Raw genomic sequence first — 23,127 nt, forward strand, 5'->3', positions numbered from 1 at the left:
TTCAGATCAGACCAATATCAAAGGTCCGGCCGCTTGCCTGCGACTTCCAGTTCCCGTTCAAGGTCGGCGCCGAAAGCGAGCAGGCGTGTTTCCCCGAACAGTGGCGCCCACAGGGATACGGCGACAGGTGTCAGAGCGGTTGCGATGTCTTCTTCGCTCTCGGCATTGAACAGACTGCGTGGCCGGGTTTCCTGGAAGCCTGCCCGCATGACCAGGCAGGGATGACCGGTGAAGTTCGTCGGCGTCAGCAGGCCGGATGTGAAGTTCGGACCGATGATGATGTCGATGCCGTCGAACATCTCATTGATGGCCTGCATCCAGAGGCGACGGAGCCGGTCGATCTGAATGAGGTCTATGGCAGTCAGAAAGCGTACGGCCCGGAAGCTGTTCGGCCAGGCAGCATCTTCCTGCCATTTCATCATGTCGTCGCGGTCTGAAAGTGTGAGGTCCTCGAAGGTTGCGGCCGCCTCGGCGAGGAGTTGCTGGAAGAGCGGCTCCTGCGGCAGGTCCGGCAGCTTGACCTCCACGACCTTGCCGGCAAGCGCCTTCGCTTTTTCGAACGCGGCAAGTTCGGCATCGTTAGCCGCGTCTGCCCAGGCCGGGGCGAAGCCGAGCGTCAGGCCTTTGCCTGCTTCGCGGCCCGGATACGAAAAACCGGTGGGGATCGAAGCTGCATCAGCGGGGTCGAAACCATTCAGAGCATCCATGATCAGCGGGATATCCTCGACATGCCGCACCATCGGCCCGACTTTGTCGAGCGACCAGCAGAGCGCCATACCGCCTGCGCGTGAGACCCGGCCGAATGTCGGACGAAGGGCAGTGGTCCCGCAACGGTGCGAAGGTGAGACAAGCGAGCCGAGGGTCTCGGTGCCGATAGCGAAGGCGCATAGCCCCGCGGCTGTGGCGCTGGCAGAGCCCGCGCTGGAGCCCGATGAACCCTCGCGTGGATCGAATGGGTTACGCGTAACAGCACCGTACCAGATGTCACCATAGGCCAGCGCGCCGCAGCTTGTCTTGCCAAGCAGGACCGCTCCTGCCGCATGCAGGCGTTTGACGATCGCGCTGTCGGTTTCTGCGACCTGATCCTTGTAGGGTTCAGCGCCCCAGGTGACAGGGGCGCCTTCGGCATCGAACAGGTCTTTCAAGCCATAGGGTATGCCATGGAGCGGCCCGCGGACCTTCCCCGCCTCGATCTCAGCATCCAGGGCGTCGGCCTCGGCACGCGCGCGTTCAGGCGTGAGCGTGATCCACGCGTTCAGTTTCGAGTCATGGGCCTTGATGCGGGCTAGGTAGAGGTCTGTCAGTTCGCGGCATGTCAACTGTTTCGTACGGATCCAGTGGGAAAGCTGGGCGACAGGCGCGAAGGCGATATGGTCCCCGCTGGCGGGCGGGATACCGGGCTCTGGCGGCGTGACATTGACCGCGTTCGTCTCACCTGTGTCATAAGCGATGCCGGACAGCCGGGGGTCAAAAACCTGGGCTGGTGCGAGCGTGTTGGGTTTGGCGACTCCACGCAAGGCACGGATGGCCTCCAGCCGCTCTTCAATGGCGCCGACCATCTGTTGACGCTCGTCCGGCGTGAAGCTGACACCTGCGACACGTTCGGCATCTGGCAGCATGTCTACCTCAAGGGCATTATCTGGCTTCTGGGCGGCTGCCTTGCGGGACAAGCTGGCGAGTGCGGCGATACCGGCGCTAGCGCCCATGAGAATATTTCGTCTGCTTGGTCCTGTCATTTCCGCCCCTTGCGCATAGTTGCATTTGCAAGTGTAAATAGCTCCGGATGAAAATCCAGCAATCATGAACCCAGGAGTTCCGCATGCGCATTTGGACTGCCACCCTCGCCACCATATTTGCTTTGGCCGTGCCCGGATTTTCGGCAGCGGCAGAAGAAACTGAAAAGACAGAATCCGAGAATATGGAGACCGGAACAGACGTGACAGCCAATAGCGAGACGACCGACCCCTATCTGTGGCTTGAAGAGGTCGAGGGTGAACGCGCGCTGGACTGGGTGCGCAGCCAGAATGAACGTAGCCTGGAAGATCTCCAGTCCGGCACACGCTATGAAAACTATTACAACAAGGCACTCGAGGTTCTGACCTCCGACGAGCGCATTCCCTACGGCACGATCCGTGACGGGATGGTGTACAATTTCTGGCAGGATGAAACCCATGTACGCGGTATCTGGCGGCGCACACCGCTGGAGAGCTATGCCGCAGAGGAGCCGGAATGGGAGACCGTTCTCGATATCGACAAGCTCGCCGAGACTGAAGACAAGAACTGGGTCTACAAGGGCGCAAACTGTTTCGAGCCGGACGATAGCGGCAAGTGGCTCTGCATGGTCTCGCTGTCGGATGGCGGCAAGGATGCGGTCATCCAGCGCGAGTTCGACCTGTCGACAAAAAGCTTTGTCGAGAACGGCTTCGTCACCCCGGAAGCCAAGCAGGGCATTGCCTGGGCTGATGCCGACACAGTGCTGATCGGCACAGATTGGGGCGAGGGCACTGTCACCGAGTCCGGCTATCCTTACATCGTCAAGCGCTGGACGCGCGGCACGCCGCTTTCTGAGGCGAAAGAGGTGCTGCGCGGCGAGACAACCGATGTCGGTGTCTGGCCGATGGTGATCGAGAAGGAGGACGGCACACGGCTTCAGGGCGTGGTGCAGGCCGATACCTTCTTTACCTCGACATACTGGTGGCTGCCGGAAGGCGAGGAGACGCCGGTGAAATGGCCGGTCCCGCCCAAGTCCGAGCCGGAAGGCATCTATCAGGGCCAGTTCCTCGTTTCATTGCAGCAGGACTGGACGCCTGAAGGACAGGATGTGTCTTTCAAGTCTGGCGATGTTGTGGCCTTCGATCTCGATACAGTCCTCGAGACGCGCGAATTGCCGCCGGTGTCGCTGGTCTTCCACCCGGATGAGACGCAGGCTGTGAACGGCGTGGCTGTAGCCGATGGCGCAGCGCTGCTCTCGATTGACGAGAACGTCGTCGGCAAGGTGCTGAAGCTGGAGCCCGGTGCCGATGGCTGGACAACAAGCGAGATCGCACTGCCGGGCAAGGGCCAGTCGGGAATCGCGTTCGCCGACAAGGATGTCGATACGGTCTTCCTGAATTATGAAGGTTTCCTGACCCCGGACTCGCTGTTGCGCTATGACGTCGCCACTGGCGAAGTGACGCCGCTGAAGAGCCTGCCGGCGAAGTTCGACACCGAAGGTCTCGCCGTCGAGCAGCATTTCGCGACCTCGACGGACGGCACGAAGATCCCGTACTTCATCATCCACCGCGAAGACATGGAAATGACTGGCGACACGCCAACACTGCTCTATGGCTATGGTGGCTTCCAGGTCTCGATGAACCCGTCCTATTCGGCCGTGCGCGGCCGGCTTTGGCTGGAGCAGGGCGGGGCCTATGTGCTCGCCAATATCCGCGGTGGCGGCGAGTTCGGCCCGGAATGGCACCAGGCGGGCCTGAAGACCAAGCGCCAGATCGTCTATGATGATTTCATCGCGGTCGGCGAGGATCTTATCGAACGCGGCATCACTTCGACCGAGCATCTCGGTATCATGGGCGGCTCCAATGGCGGGTTGCTCATGGGTGTGATGCTGACCCAGCGCCCGGATCTCTGGGATGCCGTTGTCATTCAGGTGCCGCTGCTCGACATGCTGCGCTATCACAAGCTGCTGGCGGGCGCGTCATGGGTGGATGAGTATGGCTCTCCGGACGTGCCGGAGGAGCGGGCCTTCCTTGAGACAATCTCGCCTTACCAGAACTTTGATTCACAAGCCGATTATCCAACGCCGTTTTTCGTGACATCGACGAAGGATGACCGGGTTCACCCCGGCCATGCCCGCAAGATGGCGAAACTTTTCGAGGAGAGCGGCAAGCCATTCCTCTATTACGAGAACATTGATGGCGGCCACTCGGCAGCAGCCAACCAGAAGGAAACCGCCCGGCGCACGGCGCTGGAGTATACCTACCTTCACCGCCGGCTGTTTCCCGAAAGCGGCGAGTAGTCATGAGGTAAAGCCCCACTGCCAAGTGGTGGGGCTTTATCCCGCTTCCTTCCCCGACGCCAATCTTGACTTCGGCGGGCCTGACGCGCCCTTTTCTTCCGCATAAAATCAAGTGGAGGAAAAGATGGGCGAGCTATCGGGCAAGACGGCGATCATTACAGGTGCGGCCAGCGGGATCGGCTATTCGGGCGTGGAGGTTTTCGTCGAGGCGGGTGCGAAGGTCGTCGCCGGGGACCTGCAGGACGAGAAGGGCAAGGCGCTGGAGGAGCGCTTCGGAGCCGATACGGTGCGCTATGTCCATTGCGACGTGACGAAGCGGGATGAATTCCAGAAGCTTTTCGAAACGGCTGAAGAGGCGTTTGGCGGAGTTGATATCCTCTGGAACAATGCCGGGCATGGCGGCACGCCGACCGGGGTCGAGGATCTCGATGAAGATGGTTTCACCGCGACGGTCGACCTGCTCCTGAAGTCGGTCTTTGTCGGCACCAAGCTCGCCGTGCCGTACATGAAAAAGCGTGGCGGCGGATCAGTGATCAACACATCATCGATCTCAGCCATTACAGCCGGGTATGCCCCAATTACCTATTCGGTCTGCAAGAAGGGCGTGGCGCATTTTTCCAAGCTCGCCGCGGCCGAACTCTCGAAATACAGGATCCGTGTGAACGCGATTCTGCCCGGCTTCATCGCAACGTCCATCTTCGGGTCCTCGCTGGGCCTGTCGCGTGAGCAGGCCGACCAGATGGCGGCAATGGTCCAGCAGCAGGGCGGCAGGATGCAGCCCGCCGGACGGACGGGCCTGCCGAAGGATATTGCCGACATGGCGGCGTTCCTCGGCTCCGACCGCGCCGAGTTCATGACCGGCGGGGAATTCCTTGTCGATGGCGGCATGACGGTCGGCCCGCGGCATAGCTGGGACGAGACCGACGCCGGGCCGCTTCTGGATGCGTTGGGGATCAGTGCCGAGCAGGCAGAGGAGATGCGCCAGGCGATGCTGGCGGGGCAGGGAAGTTAGGGGTTCCCGTTCGAGCCCGGCCCATTATTCTCCGAGGCTTCTGTAAGTCCCGGTATGCTTTCAACGGCGTGCAGCAGGTCCTGAAGCGTAACTGCTTCAGCGACCTTCTGGTCCCGTTCATCAAAAAGCGCATAGCCGGTTTCGTTCTTGCGCAGTGGAAATTTGCGCCAGTGGGCGCGAGTGCGATACAGCCACACTTCGTCCGGTTCGGCCCCGCTGGCAGACCAGCCTGTCCATACATGATCGGCGGGCACGCTGCGCCAGAGCTTGTCTATATCGTCGAGGTCCTGTTGGGAAAACCGATTCATGACTGACCAATCCCCTGAAAATGCTGCGCCTGAGAGTAAAGGCCCGCGCCTGTCTGGCAATGCCCTGGGTGCTGTCTTCATGGTGCTCTCAGGGGTAGGTTTCACAGTCTATACCGTTCTGGCCAAGGAGCTGTCCCAGGATGTGCATCCGGTTTTCCTGGCGTTCTGGCGGTCTTTCTTCGCGCTGATCGTCTCTGTTCCGATCATCCTGCGTGTCGGGCTATCGAGCATGAAGACAAAACGCCCCGGCCTGCTTGTCGCACGGTCGCTCTTCGGCACGCTCGGTTTCACGCTCGCCATGCTGGCAGTGTCGGATTTCTTCACCCTGTCGCTGTCGCAGTTCAACGCGATCAGCTTTTCGCGGTCACTCTTCGTGACGGTCCTGGCGGCGATCGTGTTGCGCGAGATGGTTGGCCCGCATCGCTGGGGCGCTGTGGCGATCGGCTTTATCGGCGTACTGATCATGGTCGTGCCGGGCGTCTTCATGTTCTGGGAGCCCGGCGCCAGCGCCGGTTTCCAGCTTGACGGGGGCACGCTGTGTGCGCTTGGCAGCGCCTTTTTCCTGGCGTTTGCAATCGTGCTTGTGAAGACGCTGAGCGCTGAGCTCTCGGCGGTAGCGCTGCTGACCTATGCCAACATTCTCTCGACCGTACTGCTCCTGCCCTTCGTCTTCATATTCTGGTCAATGCCGTCGCTGGAGACATGGGGCTGGATCGTATTCATGGCGCTGACGGGATATGTCTCGCAGTATTGCTACATATCAGGCGTCAGCGTCGGGGATGCCTCCTTCATCTCGCCGCTCGACTATCTGCGCCTGCCGATGGCGACGGTGGCAGATCTTCTGGTTGTCGGTCTCCTGCCGGGTACGAATGTCTGGATCGGGGCCGGCATCATCATCGTCTCGGCGGTCTACATCACGCTGCGCGACCGCAAGAAACAGGCCCAGCCGGTGACGATCCTGCAGGACCGCTGACCTTACGGAAATTCTGCCAGATTCATGCTTGCCCATGTCCGGTCCATATGGTCATTTCCGTATACTCAGGGTGGAGGATAGAATCATGACTGACCGTAATCTCGATATTGGCTATGTCTTCACGAAGACATTCAGCATAACAGGCCAACGCCTCAAGGATCTCGTGATCCTTGCCGTGATAATTGTGGGCGTGCCGAGCCTGGTTCTCGGACTGATCTCATCGCAGATCATGGCTGAGGCCGTTTCAGAAGGGACGATTCCGCAGTTCTCGCTGGGGTTCTGGCTGGTCAGCATCATCGCGGGCCTGCTTCCCCTGATCCTGCAGGCGGCTGTCGTCCATACGACTGTCGAGACGATGTCGGGGCGTGAGCCTGATTTCAACAGCTCACTCTCGGTGGCCTTGCGGCTTTTCCTGCCACTGATCGGCCTGTCGATCCTGATGAGTCTCGGTATCTTTATCGGTTTCATGCTGCTGATTGTGCCGGGGCTGATCCTGATCACGCTCTGGGCTGTGGCCGTGCCAGCCTTTGTCACGGAAAGAACGGGGATCATTCGTGCATTCGGCCGCAGCATGGAGCTGACAGAGGGGCAGCGCTGGCGCATTTTCGCGCTGATCGTGATTGCCTGGATCGCAATGTTCATTGTCGGCCTTTTCATCGCGGCCCTTGGGGGCGCGGGCTATCAGGGCATGCCCTCGAGTTTCTGGGACGTGTTCCTGAACTCGATCGTATCCACGGCGGCAGGCGTGCTGTCCTCGGTGGGCGTTTCCGTGCTCTATGTCCATCTGCGCGACCTCAAGGAAGGCACGACACTGGAAACCATCGGCGACGTGTTTCGTTGATAGGACGGGCTGGAGAATAGCTTTCCGGCCCGCCAGGCCGATAATAGCAGGCTCCTTGGGCGCATCCGGCGTCCTCCGGGGCGGGCGGGCCAGCACGGAGGGCTTCTTATGGGAACTGTTCTTGTCACCGGGGCGACGGGATTTATCGCATCGCACCTGATCCTGCGCCTCTTGGCGGATGGACATGAGGTCCGTGGGACGGCCAGGTCAGCCGCCAAGGCGGGGCAGCTGAATCGCGTGCTATCTGATTATGCTGGCCATGACGTCAATATACCGATCATCGAGGCGGACCTTTCCAGCGATGCGGGCTGGCAGGAAGCCGTTAACGGTGTGGACTATGTCCAGCATGTCGCCTCGCCCTTTCCTGCGACCGTGCCGAAAAGCGCTGACGAACTGATCGTACCCGCACGGGATGGGGCATTGCGCGTACTGAAAGCGTCAAAGCAGGCTGGCGTAAAACGGGTCGTGATGACCTCCTCCATGGCGGCAATCGCCTATGGATGGGGGGACTCGCGCCCGGAAGTCCTGACCGAGGAGCATTGGTCCAACCCTGACAACCTGAAAGACAATACCGCCTATGCCCGCTCGAAGACGATCGCGGAGCAGGCGGCGTGGGCCTATGTCGAGGAAGAGGGCGAGGGGCTGGAGCTTTCCGTTATCAACCCGGTCGCCGTGCTTGGCCCGGCTATGAGTGCGGATGTTTCGTCTTCGCTGGAGCTTATAACCCAGCCCATGGCGCGGAAGTTGCCGGCCTATCCGAAGCTCAGTTTCGGCGTCATCGATGTGCGCGACGTGGCCGAGGCACATGTCTGCGCCATGACCCTGCCTGAGGCGGCAGGTGAGCGCTTCCTGCTCGGTGAGCGCATGTTGCAGTTTGAAGAAATCGGCGAAATCCTGCAGCGGGCCTATCCGGACCGCAAGCTGCCCAAGGGAACCCTGCCGAACTGGGTCGTTAAGCTGGCAGCTTTCTTCAATCCGCCGCTCAAGCAGGTTATTCCGGAGCTTGGCCGGGAGAGGGCTTTCTCAAATGACAAGCTGAAGCGCGTTCTCGGGATCACGCCGATCCCGGCTGAAAATGCGATCCGCGAAAGTGCGGCAAGCCTTGTCCGGCTGGGTGTCGTATAGCAGCAGGCAGGCTAGTGCTTGCCCTTGCCTCCACCCTTGCCGCAGCCGCCCCGGCATCCACCGCCCTTGTGACCACCCCTGAAGCTGGCGCTGAAAGCGATGCGGGCCGCTGCTGAGGCGTAGGCACTTGATGATGCACTGGCGCTGGCATAGGCGAAACCGCCTCCGCCGCCATAGAATCCACCATCGACGCCGGCCCCGACGCCGCCGCTGAAGCCGGCGATGTCGATCGACAGGCCGCGTTCAACGGGTCTCTGATAGACGACGCGCTGAGGTGGCGGGGCAGATGGCGTGCAGCATATGCCCCCGGTGGTGTAACGTTTTACATAGTGCCGGGTCTTCGACTCATCGACATAACGCCGCGTCGTGGTGTGCTGTGGCGGGCAGTACCAGTCTTCCCCGCCAATCAGTTCACAGTCCGGAGCAGGCGCATGGGCTTCAAGCGGCGGCGGACCTTTCTGGACGGGCCGGTCAGGATAACCATCGGCAAAGGCCGGTGTTGCAATCATGGCCATGCCTGCTGCAAGCGCGGCGAAACTGTAGCGTTTTGACATGCAATTCGCCTCCTGAGCGAGATTCACGTGTGTCCGGCATGAAAACGAGCAAGCCGGAGGCCAGTCAGCAGTAAACTCCCATGATACTGTTTATGCAAACAGGTTAACCTGTGAGGCGAGCCGGCTTCCCGTGTCAGGCGCATGAAGGTGGCAAGCAAAGCCTGTTCAGAAGTCGTAGGCGATGCCCTTGCGTTCCCAGTCGCCATAACGGGTCGGCTCGATCTTACGCGGGCCGCCATTTTCCTTTTCGCGCTGGGCTTCCAGCTCTGCCTCGCGGGTCTGTTGGGCTTCACGCCGGGCGGCGGCTTCGGCCAGGGCACGTTCAGCTTCGGGAGAAAGGGATTTGCTCATGACATTTCTTTCATTCGCAGCAGGCATGCTTCCCACATGCGTTAACGCTTTCCATATATTCCACTGACAGACATTTAAAAGAAGCCTCTGTTGATCAAGGAGTGGATCTTTTTCGTGGGTACACTGAAAACATTTATTCTGCTTGCCGTCCTGACAGCACTGTTCATGGGTGTCGGTTATCTCATCGGTGGAGCGGTCGGCATGGCCATCGCCTTTGCTGTCGCGCTTGTAATGAACGTGTATTCCTGGTGGAACGCTGACAAGATTGTCCTGCGGATGCAGGGGGCGCGTGAAGTCACCCCGGACGAGCGGTCGCCGATGATCCAGACCTTTGCGAACGATACGCGGGCCCTGGCGGAACATGCAGGCATGCCGCAGCCTAAAATCTATGTGATAGATACCCCGCAGCCGAACGCCTTCGCGACGGGCCGTGACCCGAATAATGCGGCCGTCTGCGCGACGATGGGGCTTCTCAATACACTGACCCGGGAAGAAGTTGCCGGCGTCATGGCGCATGAGCTGGCGCACGTGCAACATCGTGACACGCTCACCATGACGGTGACGGCGACGATTGCCGGTGCGATCGGCATGCTGTCCAGCTTTGCGCTTTTCTTCGGCAATCGCGAGCGCGGCGGGATTGTCAGCTCGATTGCGATCATGATCTTCGCGCCGATGGCTGCTGGTCTGGTCCAGATGGCGATAAGCCGTTCGCGGGAGTATGAGGCCGATCGGCTGGGCGCTGAAATCTGCGGAAACCCGCACTGGCTCGCTTCGGCACTGGAAAAGATCGACCGCGGGGCCAAGGCGACGCTGAACCAGAAAGCCGAAGACAACCCGGCTATGGCGCATATGTACATCATGAACCCGCTGGCTGGACGCAAGGGCGACAGCCTGTTCTCGACTCACCCCGCAACCGCCAACCGTGTCGAGGCGCTGCGCAAGCTGGCGGCGGAGATGAATATTGCGCCCTCCGGTGAAGCCGCCGAGACAGCTTCCGTGGAAGCCGAGGCGAGTGGGCCCTGGGGATGAGTGGAGCCAGGGCAAGGCAGGCAGCAGCAGACCTCCTGATCGAAACGCTGGATAATCGCCGCACGCTTGATGAGGCGATGACGGCCTCGGAAGTTTTCGGCAAACTACAGGGGCCTGACCGGGCATTCGCCAGGGCCATGGCAAGTGCAGCGCTTCGCCAGCTCGGCCGGATCGACAAGGGGCTTGCGCCTTTCCTTTCGCGGTCTCTGGATACAGCCACCCCGCCTGCCCGGGCTTTGCTGCGAATCGGTGCGGCGCAGGCCTGGCTCATGGAAACTCCGGCACATGCGGTTGTCAGCGAAACTGTCGATGCCGCCAAGAACTGGGCACGCGCGCGTAGTGCATCAGGATTTCTCAATGCGGTCCTGCGCAAGGCTGTGCGCGACCGCAGCCATTTCGATGCGGCGCCGGTAACAGCCATATGGCCGGACTGGCTGACAGTGGAAATGATGACCAGTCTTGGCATTGAGGGGGCGAACGCACTGGCGACGGCCCAGCTTGAAGAACCGGACCTGCATCTCACGCCGAAGGACCCGGCTCAGTTGCAGGCGCTGGCTAGAGCCCTGTCGGGTGAGGTCATCGCAGACACAAGTGTGCGTGTGCCGACGGGTGATGTCTCCCGGTTGGAAGGCTATGACAATGGTGACTGGTGGGTGCAGGATGCGGCGGCAGCCCTGCCTGTACGCCTGCTTGGTGCCAGAGCGGGCGAAACGGCTTTCGATCTCTGTGCCGCGCCGGGTGGAAAGACCATGCAACTGGCCGCAGCCGGTGCAGATGTCGTCGCCATCGACCGCTCGCCCGTGCGGCTGGAGCGTGTGCGCGACAACCTCGGCCGGACCGGGCTTGCCGCTCGCGTGGAAGTCATCAAGGCCAAGCTGGAGGACTGGACGCCACCAGAACTGGCCGACCGGGTCCTGCTGGATGCGCCCTGTTCAGCACTGGGTACATTGCGTCGCCATCCGGAAGGGGCATGGATCAAGAGCCCGGCGGACATTGCCCGCTTTCCTGATGTTCAGGTGCGTCTGTTGAGAGCTGCTGCCGGAATGCTGAAACCGGGAGGGCGGCTTGTCTACTGCGTCTGCACGCCGCTGAAGCGGGAAGGGGCCGATGTGGTGGACCGCGTAGTGTCCGAGGGCTTGCTTGAGCGTGTTGCAATAACCCCCGATGAGGCTGGAACGTTTGCCAACGGCCTCACGGATGAGGGGGACCTTGTCACCTTGCCGGACAGTCATCATGGCCATGATATCTTCCATGTTTCTCGCCTTGCACGTAAAACGGGCTGACGTTCAGGGTCGATCGGAATAGTCGCCTTAAATTCGCCGCCACAGGTTCATATCCGGTTCAGTCGAGGATGCGGATAATCCAGGCGTCCAATGTGCAAAGGAGCACCCAATGACGACCGAAACAGCAACCGTGAAGACGCCGAGCAGGATGATGGCCGGCGCATTTGCCGCCCTTACGCTGGTGCTTGCGGGCTGTGCCAGTGGCTATGGGGCCAATACCGTAAGTTCCACGGGCGTCGGTTATGCCTCGACTGTCCGTGAAGGAACGGTCACGGCTGTCCGTGAAGTTACAATCCGTCCTGACCAGTCCATTCTTGGTGTTGCAACCGGGGCCGTACTGGGCGGACTTGCCGGGTCTGAGCTTGGTGGTGGCGACAAGGCCCAGACGGCAGGTGCCGTAGGGGGTGCCGTACTGGGCGGGCTTGCCGGTAACGAGCTTGGAAAGGGCGCGAACACCCGCCGGGGCTTTGCCTACACGATCCGCTTCGACAGTGGCGATGTGAAGGAAATCGTTCAGGGCGCGGATATCTATATCCAGCCGGGCAGCCGCGTGAACGTAACCTTCGGCCAGAACCGTGTAACGGTCTCTCCAGCCGGATATTACTAGGCTTTAACCAGACAAAGTGTTGCAGTTGAAAGACACTGCGTCTACCGCCGTCAGCCTTGTGCTGGCGGCGGTTTGGTTCTAGGCGATAGACATGCGTGATGTCCTGATTTCCCCTTCGATTCTATCAGCTGATTTTGCCAGGCTTGGCGACGAAATCCGTGCGATTGATGCAGCTGGCGCGGATATGATCCATGTCGATGTCATGGATGGCCACTTCGTACCCAACCTGACTTTCGGTGCGCCTGTCGTTGAAAAGTTGCGTCCGCACTCGGACAAACCGTTTGATGTGCACCTGATGATTGCCCCGGTGGACCCTTTCATCGACGCTTTCGCAAAGGCCGGGGCCGACATCCTGACGGTTCACCCGGAAGCCGGTCCGCATATTCACCGGACCTTGCAGGCAATCAGGGCTGCGGGCATGAAGCCAGGCGTGGCGATCAATCCCGGTACACCGGCGGAAATCGTCGATCCGATTATCGACGATATCGACATGATCCTCGTCATGTCGGTCAATCCAGGGTTTGGGGGACAAAGTTTTATTGACAGTCAGCTGAGAAAGATCGAATCCTTTCGCCGCAAGATTGATAAAACGGGACGCGATATTATTCTTGAGGTTGATGGTGGTCTCAACCCTGAAACAGCGCCAAAGGCAATCGATGCCGGTGTGAGCGCAATTGTTGCAGGGTCTGCTGTCTTCAAAGGGGGCGCGGAGCACTATGCCGGGAATATCAAGGCCCTGCGCGGTGCGGTGAAGTAACAAGCTGAACAGGACGACCGGACGAGTTGATGTCAGCAGAGTTTGCAAATTCTGGATTTTTACCGAAGCGTACATCGGATGAGGATGCCGAACTCTGGGCACGTCTGACCGGGCGTGCCGGACAGGAGGTCACGGCAAGCCCGATCCACCGTCTGAAGATTGCGGGCTCTGCGCCTGAAGGCTTCGTCATGTATCCCGAAGCCGTGGCGCCGGCTGACGAGTTGCGCGGGGAAAGCCTGATGCGCGATATCTGGCGCATCGGCATGTCCAAGATGGAGCTGGCAGCCGGGCATTCGCCCTGGTCAAAGCCGCTGCCCTCACGGCACTATGCAGACCGTTTGCACCGGTTTGACTGGCTGGGAGACCTGTTCACGCAAGGACCGGCCGGTGCAGACAGAGCACGGTTCCTGGTTGATGACTGGATCGACAATTATGGCCGCTTCAACGGATTTGCGTGGCGTGCAGGGTGTGCAGCCGATCGCATCTGGAACTGGATGCTTTGCGGGCCCGGCCTGTTCGAACATGGCGACAATGGTGCTGTCACCCAGCGCCTGGAGGTGCTTGCTCGCCAGATCCGGCATGTCGAAACGCTTCAGGATGACTGCCGGGATCCGGCGGCGCGCTGGCGAATTGCCGTCGTCCTGACAGCCTGTGCGCTGTGTCTCAAGCGGGGCAAGGGGCTGGACAATGCGCTGGACAAGCTGGAGCAGGAGTGCATTGCGCAGATACTGCCCGATGGCGGGCATGCCAGCCGCTCGCCTGCGCGCGGGCTGCGAAGCCTTCTGGATCTCTGCGTCATCAAGCGGCTGATCGAGAAATATGAGCGTGCCGTCCCACCCTTCCTGGTGACATGGATCGAGCGACTTGGCGGCATGGTTGCGTTTTTCCGGGCTGGTGACGGTGCTCTGCCGCCTTTCAATGATGGAGAAGAGAGCCTGTCACAGGCCGTTGAGGCGGCACTGGGGCGCCTGCGCATGCGGCCAAGGCGGTTTACCGTGGCGCCCAAGTCAGGCTTCCACAAGCTGCACAAGGAAGACACCTGTCTCTTCCTCGATGCGGGCAGCGCACCTGAAGAACCTTTCGGGGACAGCGCTCATGCCGGCGCGCTCGGCTTCGAGCTCTATGATGCAGATGCCCGGATCGTTACATCCTGTGGCTACAGTCCCGAGGTTGATATAGACTGGCAGGCTGCTGTGCGCCGCACGGTCGCGCATTCCACGCTCATGATTTCGGATGAGGATTCGGCGCGGTTCCTGCACAATGAGGAAACGGGCCTGATGTTTCCTGAAGGACCGGAAGGGATCGCCGCCAAGCGGCTGGAAGAAGCCGATGAAATCTGGCTCGATGCCCAGCATGCCGGCTACAAGGAGCGTTTTGGCCTGCTGCACCGCAGGCGGCTGTTCATGGCCGGGGACGGACGGCGTCTCACGGGAGAGGATTCGCTTGCCCGGCCGGTATCGCAAGGTGAAGCCAGGGACCAGCGGACAATTCCGTTTTCAATCCGTTTCCACCTGCACCCGACTGTAAAGGCCCATACTTCCGAAGCCACGATCAGGCTGAAAACCGAGAACGGGTCCGTCTGGCGGTTCAAGACGAGCCATGAGGGCGCACGGCTGGAACCCACCATCTATCTCGGGCGTGGCATCGTCGAGCAGAGTTTGCAGATTGTCCTTGCCGGGCGTGCCCAGGCCGATAGCGACGGCTCTCGACCGCCGAACGCCGTCCGGTGGGCCTTTCTGAAGGATGAGGCAGCGTGACGCCGCGTGGTGAAGCCCGCCGCGCGATGGCGCTGACGCTCGGGTTCGACACGGTCGCCGCGGCGATTGCCATGGCCGTGGCGATCACCAGCCGGTGGGCTGCAACTGAAGGGGCACCGCCGAACGCCTTGCAGGCGGGGGCTGTTGCGACAGGCACATTTGCCCTCGTTGCGTTGACATCGTTCTACATAATGAGGGTTCACCGGCAGGTCTGGCGCCATGCGGGATGGACCGATGCCCTGAGGATTGTTCAGGGCGTCTGTGTGGCCACGCTGATTTTCGTGCCGATCATGTTCCTTTGGAACAGGCTCATCGGGTTCCCGCGCTCGGCGATCCTGATTGCGGATATCCTCTGGCTCGCGCTTCTTTTCCTTGGGCGCATGATTGCGCTTTCCCGCTCGACCCATCGTCCCTTCCAGATATTCTTTTCAAGTGCCAGCAAGGATGCGCCCGCGGCCATTCTTATTGCCAAGGCGACCGAGGCGCCTGCGATTCTCAGGCGCCTCAATGAAAAGGGGGATGGGGCAAATGTCAGGATTCTCGGCCTGCTGGAGCCGGATGGCGCTGAGTTTGGCCGGGCCATACGCGGTGTCCCTGTCATGGGCGGGCTGGACGATCTGAGCAAGGTGCTCGATGTCCTGTCGCTACGCTATGCAAAAACACCGCTCGTGGCGGTCGCCGGCGTCGCACGGGAGCGGGTTTACATGAACCGCATCCTGGAGGAGGCGACCAGCCAGAAAGCCGAGGTGATGACGCTTGAGGCGGCCGGCGAGGGAGGGGCCATGATGCCGGTACGTCCGGCAGACCTGCTGCGCCGTCGTGAGCGGGTGCTGGATAACCGTCCTGTCGGGGAACTCATCGAGGGCACTACAATCATGGTCACCGGCGGTGGCGGAACGATCGGTTCGGAACTGGCGCGCCAGTGTGCGCGCATGAACCCGGCGGAGCTGACGATTTTCGATGCGTCCGAGTATAATCTGTATGAATCAGACTTGGCGCTTCGCAGCGAGTTTCCAAACATCCGTATAAATACCGAGCTTGGTGATGTTCGCGACGATGTCAGGATTTCACGGCTTGTCGGTATGTATAAGCCCGAAATTGTCATTCATGCAGCCGCTCTGAAGCATGTCCCGCTGATGGAGCGAAATGTCTGCGAAGCTATCCTGACCAATGTCGGCGGCGCGATCAAAACCGCGAAGGCTGCTATAGAGCACGATGCCAAGAAACTTGTTTTCGTATCCACAGACAAGGCTGTGAACCCGGATAATGTAATGGGGGCCACCAAGCGTCTTGCGGAGATTGCGGTCAGCCGCGAGGCTGAAGCGAGTAACCTCGCCGTCTCGATGGTGCGCTTTGGCAATGTGCTCGGATCTTCAGGGTCTGTGGTCCCGCTGTTCGAGCGCCAGATTGCGGCTGGCGGCCCTGTCACGCTGACGCATCCGGACGTGACGCGCTATTTCATGACGGTGGAAGAAGCCTCTGCGCTCGTCTTGCAGTCGGCCACGCACAATGGGGCACCCGGCACGGCATCACTTTATGTTCTGGACATGGGTGAGCCGATCCAGATCAAGACGCTGGCCGAGGCGATGATCCGTCTCAAGGGTTTCGTGCCGGGCCGAGATATCGAGGTGCGCACGACGGGTCTTCGTCCGGGCGAGAAAATGCACGAGATGCTGACCTATAATCATGAAGAAGTGCATTCGATCGGTATTGAGGGCATCTACAAGGTCGCCTCAAAGCATATTTATGCCAACGATTTTGACGAAAAGCTCGACCAGTTGCTTGACCTGGCCCGCCAGCGCCGGCGCAATGAGGCCATCGAGATGCTTTCCAGCCTCGTGCCGGAATACAAGCCCAAACGGATGCGCGCCTGAACGGTGCCTTCGAGTTGACCTTGTGTGAACTCATGCTACGGCAAACGCAAATTCACAGGCCCTTTCAGAGAAGTGACGTTCATCATGTCCGATCGGTTCAAGATCCGCCGTGCCCTTCTGTCGGTTTCCGACAAGGAGGGTCTTGTCGAGTATGCCCAGCGGCTCGCCTCTCATGGCGTTGACCTTGTCTCCACGGGGGGAACGGCCCGTGCCATCAAGGAAGCCGGCCTCGACGTACGCGATGTGGCAGATCTGACCGGATTCCCGGAAATGATGGATGGACGGGTCAAGACGCTGCACCCGGCCGTGCATGGCGGCCTGCTCTACCGGCGCGATCTGGAGAGCCATGTAAAGGATGCCGAGACCCACGGGATCGAGGCGATCGACCTCGTCTACATCAACCTGTACCCGTTCGAGGCCGCTGTCGCCTCGGGGGCTGATTTCGACAGCTGTATCGAGAATATAGATATTGGCGGCCCGGCCATGCTGCGGGCAGCTGCAAAGAACGGGGAGTCCGTTGCGGTCTGTACCGATGCCGCGGATCTGGCGGGTGTGCTCTCGGAGATGGACGATAACGAAGGCCATGTCGCGAGCACACACAGCCGCAAGCTGGCGGCAAAGACCTATGCGCGTACAGCCGCCTATGATGCAGCCATTTCAGGCTGGTACGCCGCCCAGCTTGGTGAAACGGCACCTGACTGGGCCGGGTTTGGCGGGCACCTTGCGCAAAGCCTGCGCTATGGTGAGAACCCGCATCAGGCGGCGGCTTTCTACCGGACCAGCGAGAAGCGCGCCGGGGTTGCCACGGCCCGGCAGGTGCAGGGCAAGGAGCTTTCCTACAACAATATCAACGATACCGATGCGGCCTATGAGTTGATCGGCGAGCTGGGCGAAGACAAGCCGGCTGTGGCCATCATCAAGCATGCCAATCCGTGCGGTGTCGCCATGGGGGAGACGCTGATCGAGGCCTATCGCGAGGCACTTGCCTGCGATTCGACTTCCGCCTTTGGCGGGATCGTCGCGCTCAACGGCATGCTGGACGAGAAGACGGCCGAAGAAATCACCAGCATCTTCACCGAAGTGGTTATCGCGCCGGGGGCTAACGAGGCGGCACTTTCAGTGTTCGCAAAGAAGAAGAACCTTCGCCTTCTTCTGGCCAATGGGACGCCTGACCCTGCAAGTCGCGGCCGCACGGTCAAATCAGTTGCGGGCGGCCTGCTCGTTCAGGACCGCGACCATGGCCGTGTGACGCTGGATGACCTGCGGGTCGTGACGGACAAGGAACCCGACGAAGCACAGCTTGCAGACCTGCTGTTTGCCTGGCGGGTGGCCAAGCATGTGAAATCCAACACGATCGTCTATGCCAAGGATCTTGCTACGGTCGGGATCGGGGCCGGGCAGATGAGCCGGATCGATTCTGCGCGTATCGCTGCGCGCAAGGCCGAGGATGCGGCTGAGGCGGCTGGCTGGGACGCGCCGCGGACTCGCGGTTGCGTTGCGGCCTCGGATGCTTTCTTCCCGTTCCCCGATGGCTTGCTTCAGGCCGCCTCTGCGGGGGCGACAGCGGTCATCCAGCCGGGCGGGTCAATCCGTGATGACGAGGTGATTGCTGCGGCCAACGAGGCCGGGATTGCCATGGTGTTCACAGGTATGCGCCACTTCAGGCACTGAGAATGAACGCGCCATCATCCCCGTTTGACTCGCAGATGCAGCACTGGCTCAAGGTGCGTATCTATTATGAAGACACAGATTTTACCGGTATGGTCTATCATGCCAACTATCTGCGGTTTTTCGAGCGCGGACGGTCTGAATTCCTGCGGGACGCGGGTGTTTCACACCAGTCGCTTCTCTCGCGTCCGGACCCTGCGGCGTTTACCCTGACCAATGTAAATGTTGATTACAAACAGGCCGCACGTATCGACGACGAACTGATGATTCGTTCGCGTTACGTTGGTGCGAAGGGCGTGCGCATAATTTTCAGGCAGACAGCGCTGCGCGAAGAGACAGTCGTTGCAGAAGCAGACATCACGGCTGTGATGATCCATGCGGACGGGCGCGCGCGCCGGCCGGTGCCGGAAGTCGTCGAGCAACTGAAGACATTCGTCTACCAGCCCTGAAAGGGCTGGAGCTTACTGACAAATCATTAACCCTATCGCGACATGGCTGGTCCGGCTGCCATCCCTGTGCCGAGCGTCAAGTTTCCGCCTGATTCTCGTTGGATATGGGGAAGGCTGCCAGAACATGGCCACACCCGCTACGCCTGATGCGTGGCGATTGCTGCAGAGACACAAAGAGGATTTTCATGAACCCCATTGCGTTTGCGCAGGCCGTCGCTAGCGGCGAAGCGCTCAACCCGGCAGCTGCTGAAGGCGGTTTCTCCTTCATAGGGCTGCTGCTGGAAGCCGACATCGTCGTGAAGTTCGTCCTGATTGTCCTGTTCATCGCCAGTCTCTGGTCCTGGGCCGTCATCATCGAGAAATATTTCACGGTTGGCAGCGCCCGGAAAAAGGCCCGTCAGTTTGAAGAGGCGTTCTGGACTGGCCGCGCCGACGATATTGATGCGCGTCCCGGCGGCAGCAACAGTGATCCCGCATCCCGGCTGTTCGCGTCTATTTCACGGGAATGGAATGAGGCGCGCCGCCTGCCACCCGGTCAGAGCCCTGCGATGCTCATCAACCGGGCCGAACGTTCTCTTCGTGCCGGTGTGGACCGTGAGGTCGGGCGTGTAAGCAAGGGGCTCGGCGTTCTGGCCACGATCGGGTCATCCTCGCCCTTTATCGGCCTGTTCGGCACGGTCTGGGGCATCATGAACGCATTTATCAACATTGCCGAGAAACAGGATACCAGCCTGACCAATGTCGCCGGCCCGATTGCCGAGGCGCTGTTTGCGACGGGGCTTGGCCTGATTGCCGCTATTCCCGCGGTGATTTTCTACAACAAGTTCACAGGCGACCTGAACCAGTTTGCCGATGGGCTCGACAGCTTCTCGCAAGACCTGCTTGTGCGCCTGTCCCGCCGGTCGACGGAACGGGAGGGCTGAACATGGCTGGAAGCTGGGCTTCAGGCGCAAGAAGCGGAAGCCGCGGACGCCGCGGGCTTGCCGCCGAGATAAACGTAACGCCGCTCGTTGATGTCATGCTGGTGCTGCTGATCGTCTTCATGATCACCGCGCCACTGCTGACGACAGGTGTCGAGGTGTCCCTGCCAAAAGCGTCTGCGGACAATCTGCAGGCGCCCAAGAAACAACCCCTGTCTGTCTCGCTGGCCGCGAGTGGCCAGATCTATATCCAGGACACCGAAGTCGGACCCGAGGAGCTTGTCTCGACACTCTCCGCAATTGCCGGGGAAGGCTATGAACAGCGTATCTATCTGCGGGCCGATGAGGGCGTAAACTACGGCAATGTCATGGAAGTCATGACGCGCATGCAGCGGGCCGGCTACAGCAATATCGCGCTTGTGACTGATCCGAAGGTGAACCGGTAGATCATGATCCGCGGACTTCCCGCCTCTTTCCTGCTTCACGTGGCCGTTATCGGCGCGGGCTACCTGGCGTGGCCATACGTCGGCACGACAGCGGTGGACGAGGAGTTCGTGATTGTGCCGGTTGACCTGGTGGAGGTTGGCGAGATGACGAATGTCGCGCCAGTCACCGAGCCGCCAGAGGAGGAGCCAGAACCTGAAGAGGAGCCGGAGCCGACGCCACCTGAACCTGAAGAGGAAGAAAGCGACGATCCGGTCGAGGAAGAACCCGACACGCGGGACCTTCCCGAGGATGATGTTGCCACTGCGAGCAAGCCGCCTCCGCCAGAGCCTGAAGAGGAGGATGTCGTTCCGGATCTCGACGAGGCACCGGAGGAAGAACCCGAGCCCGAGCCTGAAGAAGAGCCTGAGCTTCCCAAGCCAGAGCCGGAAGCAAAGCCCAATCCACGCGAAGAGGACAATGCGCTCGACAGTCTGTTGAGCGATGCGGAATCAACATTCGAGAGTGAGCGCCAGACAAAGCGCGCTAGCCAGCCGCCAAAGAAACCGGAGCGTGAGCTGCTGGAGGAGACGCCACCTGCCCAGGAGCCGCGACGCGGTGCAGGTGAGCGGTCGGGCAATACGGTCAGGATCGAGCAGCTGCTCTATAACCAGATCGTGCCTTGCTGGGACGGCGTTTCGGACCAGCCAAAACCAGAACGGCTGAATGTGAGCATGCGCGCCGAGTTGGATGCGGAAGGCAATGTGCTGGATGTTGAACTGGTCAAGCCGCGCCGCTCGCCGATTGGCGACAGGTCGATGTCGCTGGCGATCGAGAGGGCGCTGCGCGCTGTACGTAAATGTCAGCCCTACAGGCTGCCAAAGGATGATTATGAACTCTGGAAGTCCCCGAACATTAATCTCGGGCCGGCGTTCGATAAAGATTAACCCCTATCAGGCGAGGAGCCACCAATGATCAGGAAACTAGCTGCAACGCTCTTGACCGCACTGGCCATGCTTGTGCCGGTCTCGATGGCTCAGGTCACGGTCAATATTTCCGAGGGCGTGCTCAAGCCGAGTCCGATCGCGATCCCGACGTTCGAAGCGTCTGCTGGCGCAGACCCTGAGCTCGCTGCTGAAATCACCGAAGTGGTGCGTAATGACCTGCTCTCGACAGGGTTGTTCAAGGTCGTGCCGGAAGAGGCCCATATCCAGAAGGACCTCTCGATTGATACCCAGCCGCGATTTGCCGACTGGAAGATCATCGAAAGTGATGCGCTAGTCGTGGGCGAAGTGGATACGGTCACGGTGGAAGGTGTCGAATTCATTCGTGCTTCCGTGCGTCTCTGGGATGTATATGGCGAACAGGTCATGCGCCTTGAGGGCCAGGCCGGCCGGCGCTTCACGGCCAAGCCGGAAGACTGGCGCCGTATTGCACACAAGATCGCTGACACGATCTATTCCCGTCTGACAGGGGAAGACCCGTACTTTGACTCGCGGATTGTCTATGTGGCGGAAACCGGCCCGAAGGATGACAGGGTCAAGCGTCTGGCCATCATGGATTCCGACGGGGCGAACGTGAAATATCTGACCTCCGGCACTTTCCAGGTGCTGACGCCGCGGTTTTCGCCTTCGAACCAGCAGATCACCTATATGTCTTTCGAGAATAACCGTCCGCGTGTCTATCTCTTCGATATCCAGAACGGCCGCCAGGAGGTGCTGGGTGATTTCCGCAACATGACATTCGCTCCGCGGTTCTCGCGCGGTGGAGAGTCGGTCCTGCTGACCCAGGCGAGCGGGGGTAACTCGGATATCTACATCCGCGACCTGGTGACAGAGGAAACGCGCCGGCTGACAGACCATCCTGCGATTGACACGTCGCCCTCAATGTCCCCGGACGGTGAGCAGATCGTGTTCAATTCCGACCGTGGTGGCAGCCCGCAGCTTTACATCATGAATACGGATGGCTCGCAGCTGACCTGCCCGTCGGGTGGGCGCGACACGGCCTGCCGTATCACCTTCGGATCGGGCCGGTATTCGACACCCGTCTGGAGCCCGCGCGGCGACCTGATCGCCTTCACCAAGCAGACCCGTGGCCGGTTTCATATCGGTGTCATCGGCACGGACGGGAAGGGCGAACGCCTGCTGACCGAATCCTATCTGGATGAAGGCCCGGAATGGTCGCCGAACGGGCGTGTCATCACCTTCTTCCGTGAAGAGGCGCCGGGTGCCGGGCCGAGCCTGTGGTCTGTCGATCTGACAGGCCGGAATCTGCGCCGGATTCCGACACCGACCGATGCTTCTGATCCGGCCTGGTCGCCTCTTTTGAATTAGGCCTTGCGGCGTAAGCAGAAAAATATAAGGAATACAGGGTCGACACTGGGTGGCAGTTGGTCTGACAGCCATGAAGTTGACAAAATCAGCGGTTAAATGCGCCCTGAACGACTATAGCAAGGAGTAACCAATGCGTCGTATTGCTCTTACCACCTCCGCGATTGCGCTCTTCCTGGGTGCGGCCGCATGCCAAAGCAAGCCCGATCCCCAGCAGTCAGCCAATGCGGCGCCTGTTCAGGACCGGTCCGGATCGGCGCAAACTGCGCCAGTTGATGAATCAGACATTCAGGAACCGAACCGCGTTGTCGATTCCGGTCCGTCTGCCGGCTCCATCCAGGACTTCAAGGTCAATGTCGGGGATCGCGTCTATTTCGATCTCGACCAGTCCGGTCTTGATCCTGATGACCAGGAAATTCTCCAGCGCCAAGCTGCATGGCTCGAGTCTTATCCGGATGTCCGCATCCTGGTCGCAGGTAACTGTGACGAGCGTGGCACGCGGGAATACAACCTTGCCCTCGGCGAGCGCCGTGCCAATGCCGTCAAGCAGTATCTCGTGAGCCTCGGCGTCGACCCGGCCCGCATCGATACTGTCTCCTACGGCAAGGAGCGCCCGATCGCGACAGAGTCCAACCAGCAGGCATGGGCACTGAACCGGAACGGCTTCACCCAGATCATGTCCGGAGCGACAAGCTAGGTCTTTGACCAGATATGTTCCGTTACAGGCAGTCGGGACAGCCTGCCTGCTGTAATGATCAAGCCGGGTGCCATATTTTGGCCCCGGCTTTTTCGTAGTTACTGTTGAGCAAATCCGCAGAGTCTGGAGTATTCCCACATGGCGCGACTGGCGACCC

22 protein-coding genes are annotated in these 23,127 nt (G+C 60.3%); 18 read left to right on the forward strand and 4 right to left on the reverse strand.

Going from position 1 to position 23,127, the window contains the following annotated elements:
• Nucleotides 1–17: 17 nt before the first annotated feature.
• Nucleotides 18–1,706 (reverse strand): amidase, encoded by a 1,689-nt coding sequence (locus tag Q1K31_RS05905; RefSeq protein WP_300377697.1) that lies wholly within the window; start codon nt 1,704–1,706, stop codon nt 18–20.
• Between the two features lie 113 nt (nt 1,707–1,819).
• On the opposite strand from Q1K31_RS05905, the gene Q1K31_RS05910 reads away from it, so the two are divergent.
• Both Q1K31_RS05910 and Q1K31_RS05915 read left to right on the forward strand, forming a co-directional pair.
• Nucleotides 1,820–4,012, forward strand: coding sequence for a prolyl oligopeptidase family serine peptidase (locus Q1K31_RS05910; protein ID WP_300377699.1), 2,193 nt, complete (start codon nt 1,820–1,822; stop codon nt 4,010–4,012).
• A gap of 124 nt (nt 4,013–4,136) precedes the next feature.
• Nucleotides 4,137–5,024: an SDR family NAD(P)-dependent oxidoreductase gene (locus Q1K31_RS05915; RefSeq protein ID WP_300377701.1), complete on the forward strand. Its 888-nt coding sequence runs from the start codon at nt 4,137–4,139 to the stop codon at nt 5,022–5,024.
• Here the strand turns inward: Q1K31_RS05915 and Q1K31_RS05920 are convergent.
• The gene (locus Q1K31_RS05920) at nt 5,021–5,332 is read right to left on the reverse strand and encodes a hypothetical protein (RefSeq protein WP_300377703.1); all 312 of its coding nucleotides are present in this window, start codon (nt 5,330–5,332) and stop codon (nt 5,021–5,023) included. The two genes, Q1K31_RS05915 and Q1K31_RS05920, sit on opposite strands and share 4 nt — an antisense overlap.
• On the opposite strand from Q1K31_RS05920, the gene Q1K31_RS05925 reads away from it, so the two are divergent.
• The 3 genes from Q1K31_RS05925 (at nt 5,331) to Q1K31_RS05935 (ending at nt 8,271) form a co-directional block, all read left to right on the forward strand.
• Nucleotides 5,331–6,305, forward strand: a complete 975-nt coding sequence (locus tag Q1K31_RS05925; protein WP_300377705.1) for a DMT family transporter — start codon at nt 5,331–5,333, stop codon at nt 6,303–6,305. The two genes, Q1K31_RS05920 and Q1K31_RS05925, sit on opposite strands and share 2 nt — an antisense overlap.
• Nucleotides 6,306–6,390: 85 nt before the next feature.
• On the forward strand, nt 6,391–7,146 hold the full coding sequence (locus Q1K31_RS05930) for a hypothetical protein (RefSeq protein ID WP_300377706.1): 756 nt from the start codon (nt 6,391–6,393) through the stop codon (nt 7,144–7,146).
• Nucleotides 7,147–7,254: 108 nt separating this feature from the next.
• On the forward strand, nt 7,255–8,271 hold the full coding sequence (locus tag Q1K31_RS05935) for an aldehyde reductase (RefSeq protein WP_300377708.1): 1,017 nt from the start codon (nt 7,255–7,257) through the stop codon (nt 8,269–8,271).
• 11 nt (nt 8,272–8,282) lie between these two features.
• On the opposite strand, the gene Q1K31_RS05940 is transcribed toward Q1K31_RS05935, so the two are convergent.
• A complete protein-coding gene (locus Q1K31_RS05940) occupies nt 8,283–8,825 on the reverse strand; it encodes a hypothetical protein (RefSeq protein ID WP_300377710.1) in 543 nt (180 codons plus the stop codon).
• A gap of 165 nt (nt 8,826–8,990) precedes the next feature.
• On the reverse strand, nt 8,991–9,176 hold the full coding sequence (locus tag Q1K31_RS05945; RefSeq protein ID WP_300377712.1) for a DUF1674 domain-containing protein: 186 nt from the start codon (nt 9,174–9,176) through the stop codon (nt 8,991–8,993).
• Nucleotides 9,177–9,290: 114 nt separating this feature from the next.
• Here Q1K31_RS05945 and htpX point away from each other — a divergent pair, with 114 nt between their 5' ends.
• The 13 genes from htpX to pal all read left to right on the forward strand — a co-directional run bounded on the left by htpX (nt 9,291) and on the right by pal (nt 22,970).
• On the forward strand, nt 9,291–10,205 hold the full coding sequence (htpX, locus tag Q1K31_RS05950; RefSeq protein WP_300377714.1) for a zinc metalloprotease HtpX: 915 nt from the start codon (nt 9,291–9,293) through the stop codon (nt 10,203–10,205).
• Nucleotides 10,202–11,488 carry an RsmB/NOP family class I SAM-dependent RNA methyltransferase gene (locus tag Q1K31_RS05955; protein ID WP_300377716.1) on the forward strand — a complete coding sequence of 429 codons (1,287 nt, stop codon included), beginning with the start codon at nt 10,202–10,204 and terminating at the stop codon, nt 11,486–11,488. The genes htpX and Q1K31_RS05955 overlap by 4 nt, the downstream gene beginning before the upstream one ends.
• A 109-nt stretch (nt 11,489–11,597) precedes the next feature.
• The gene (locus Q1K31_RS05960; protein ID WP_300377718.1) at nt 11,598–12,095 is read left to right on the forward strand and encodes a glycine zipper 2TM domain-containing protein; all 498 of its coding nucleotides are present in this window, start codon (nt 11,598–11,600) and stop codon (nt 12,093–12,095) included.
• A 91-nt stretch (nt 12,096–12,186) separates the two neighbouring features.
• Nucleotides 12,187–12,852: a ribulose-phosphate 3-epimerase gene (gene rpe, locus Q1K31_RS05965; RefSeq protein WP_300377721.1), complete on the forward strand. Its 666-nt coding sequence runs from the start codon at nt 12,187–12,189 to the stop codon at nt 12,850–12,852.
• A gap of 29 nt (nt 12,853–12,881) precedes the next feature.
• Complete coding sequence (locus Q1K31_RS05970) at nt 12,882–14,609, forward strand: heparinase II/III family protein (RefSeq protein ID WP_300377723.1); 1,728 nt, start codon at nt 12,882–12,884, stop codon at nt 14,607–14,609.
• Nucleotides 14,606–16,483, forward strand: a complete 1,878-nt coding sequence (locus tag Q1K31_RS05975; protein WP_300377725.1) for a nucleoside-diphosphate sugar epimerase/dehydratase — start codon at nt 14,606–14,608, stop codon at nt 16,481–16,483. Before Q1K31_RS05970 ends, Q1K31_RS05975 begins: the two co-directional genes overlap by 4 nt.
• A gap of 84 nt (nt 16,484–16,567) precedes the next feature.
• On the forward strand, nt 16,568–18,154 hold the full coding sequence (gene purH, locus Q1K31_RS05980) for a bifunctional phosphoribosylaminoimidazolecarboxamide formyltransferase/IMP cyclohydrolase (protein WP_300377727.1): 1,587 nt from the start codon (nt 16,568–16,570) through the stop codon (nt 18,152–18,154).
• A 2-nt stretch (nt 18,155–18,156) separates the two neighbouring features.
• Nucleotides 18,157–18,600, forward strand: coding sequence for a YbgC/FadM family acyl-CoA thioesterase (locus Q1K31_RS05985; RefSeq protein ID WP_300377729.1), 444 nt, complete (start codon nt 18,157–18,159; stop codon nt 18,598–18,600).
• 185 nt (nt 18,601–18,785) lie between these two features.
• On the forward strand, nt 18,786–19,523 hold the full coding sequence (tolQ, locus tag Q1K31_RS05990; protein WP_300377731.1) for a protein TolQ: 738 nt from the start codon (nt 18,786–18,788) through the stop codon (nt 19,521–19,523).
• 2 nt (nt 19,524–19,525) lie between these two features.
• Nucleotides 19,526–19,966: a protein TolR gene (tolR, locus tag Q1K31_RS05995; protein ID WP_300377734.1), complete on the forward strand. Its 441-nt coding sequence runs from the start codon at nt 19,526–19,528 to the stop codon at nt 19,964–19,966.
• 3 nt (nt 19,967–19,969) lie between these two features.
• Nucleotides 19,970–20,890, forward strand: a complete 921-nt coding sequence (locus Q1K31_RS06000) for a hypothetical protein (RefSeq protein ID WP_300377737.1) — start codon at nt 19,970–19,972, stop codon at nt 20,888–20,890.
• Between the two features lie 24 nt (nt 20,891–20,914).
• Nucleotides 20,915–22,276 carry a Tol-Pal system beta propeller repeat protein TolB gene (gene tolB / locus Q1K31_RS06005; RefSeq protein ID WP_300377740.1) on the forward strand — a complete coding sequence of 454 codons (1,362 nt, stop codon included), beginning with the start codon at nt 20,915–20,917 and terminating at the stop codon, nt 22,274–22,276.
• Between the two features lie 130 nt (nt 22,277–22,406).
• Entirely contained in the window at nt 22,407–22,970 is a 564-nt protein-coding gene (pal, locus tag Q1K31_RS06010; RefSeq protein ID WP_300377743.1) for a peptidoglycan-associated lipoprotein Pal, read from the forward strand.
• The last annotated feature ends 157 nt before the right edge of the window (nt 22,971–23,127 follow it).

The sequence above is a fragment of the Henriciella sp. genome (assembly GCF_029936995.1).
Lineage (GTDB): Bacteria > Pseudomonadota > Alphaproteobacteria > Caulobacterales > Hyphomonadaceae > Henriciella.

What these genes read in the sequence shown, in the direction of transcription:
- Q1K31_RS05905 (WP_300377697.1), bottom strand. Translation starts at nt 1,706, where the DNA reads ATGGGCGCTAGCGCCGGTATCGCCGCACTCGCCAGCTTGTCCCGCAAG.
- Q1K31_RS05910 (WP_300377699.1), top strand. Translation starts at nt 1,820, where the DNA reads ATGCGCATTTGGACTGCCACCCTCGCCACCATATTTGCTTTGGCCGTG.
- Q1K31_RS05915 (WP_300377701.1), top strand. Translation starts at nt 4,137, where the DNA reads ATGGGCGAGCTATCGGGCAAGACGGCGATCATTACAGGTGCGGCCAGC.
- Q1K31_RS05925 (WP_300377705.1), top strand. Translation starts at nt 5,331, where the DNA reads ATGACTGACCAATCCCCTGAAAATGCTGCGCCTGAGAGTAAAGGCCCG.
- Q1K31_RS05920 (WP_300377703.1), bottom strand. Translation starts at nt 5,332, where the DNA reads ATGAATCGGTTTTCCCAACAGGACCTCGACGATATAGACAAGCTCTGG.
- Q1K31_RS05930 (WP_300377706.1), top strand. Translation starts at nt 6,391, where the DNA reads ATGACTGACCGTAATCTCGATATTGGCTATGTCTTCACGAAGACATTC.
- Q1K31_RS05935 (WP_300377708.1), top strand. Translation starts at nt 7,255, where the DNA reads ATGGGAACTGTTCTTGTCACCGGGGCGACGGGATTTATCGCATCGCAC.
- Q1K31_RS05940 (WP_300377710.1), bottom strand. Translation starts at nt 8,825, where the DNA reads ATGTCAAAACGCTACAGTTTCGCCGCGCTTGCAGCAGGCATGGCCATG.
- Q1K31_RS05945 (WP_300377712.1), bottom strand. Translation starts at nt 9,176, where the DNA reads ATGAGCAAATCCCTTTCTCCCGAAGCTGAACGTGCCCTGGCCGAAGCC.
- Q1K31_RS05955 (WP_300377716.1), top strand. Translation starts at nt 10,202, where the DNA reads ATGAGTGGAGCCAGGGCAAGGCAGGCAGCAGCAGACCTCCTGATCGAA.
- Q1K31_RS05960 (WP_300377718.1), top strand. Translation starts at nt 11,598, where the DNA reads ATGACGACCGAAACAGCAACCGTGAAGACGCCGAGCAGGATGATGGCC.
- rpe (WP_300377721.1), top strand. Translation starts at nt 12,187, where the DNA reads ATGCGTGATGTCCTGATTTCCCCTTCGATTCTATCAGCTGATTTTGCC.
- Q1K31_RS05970 (WP_300377723.1), top strand. Translation starts at nt 12,882, where the DNA reads ATGTCAGCAGAGTTTGCAAATTCTGGATTTTTACCGAAGCGTACATCG.
- purH (WP_300377727.1), top strand. Translation starts at nt 16,568, where the DNA reads ATGTCCGATCGGTTCAAGATCCGCCGTGCCCTTCTGTCGGTTTCCGAC.
- Q1K31_RS05985 (WP_300377729.1), top strand. Translation starts at nt 18,157, where the DNA reads ATGAACGCGCCATCATCCCCGTTTGACTCGCAGATGCAGCACTGGCTC.
- tolQ (WP_300377731.1), top strand. Translation starts at nt 18,786, where the DNA reads ATGAACCCCATTGCGTTTGCGCAGGCCGTCGCTAGCGGCGAAGCGCTC.
- tolR (WP_300377734.1), top strand. Translation starts at nt 19,526, where the DNA reads ATGGCTGGAAGCTGGGCTTCAGGCGCAAGAAGCGGAAGCCGCGGACGC.
- Q1K31_RS06000 (WP_300377737.1), top strand. Translation starts at nt 19,970, where the DNA reads ATGATCCGCGGACTTCCCGCCTCTTTCCTGCTTCACGTGGCCGTTATC.
- tolB (WP_300377740.1), top strand. Translation starts at nt 20,915, where the DNA reads ATGATCAGGAAACTAGCTGCAACGCTCTTGACCGCACTGGCCATGCTT.
- pal (WP_300377743.1), top strand. Translation starts at nt 22,407, where the DNA reads ATGCGTCGTATTGCTCTTACCACCTCCGCGATTGCGCTCTTCCTGGGT.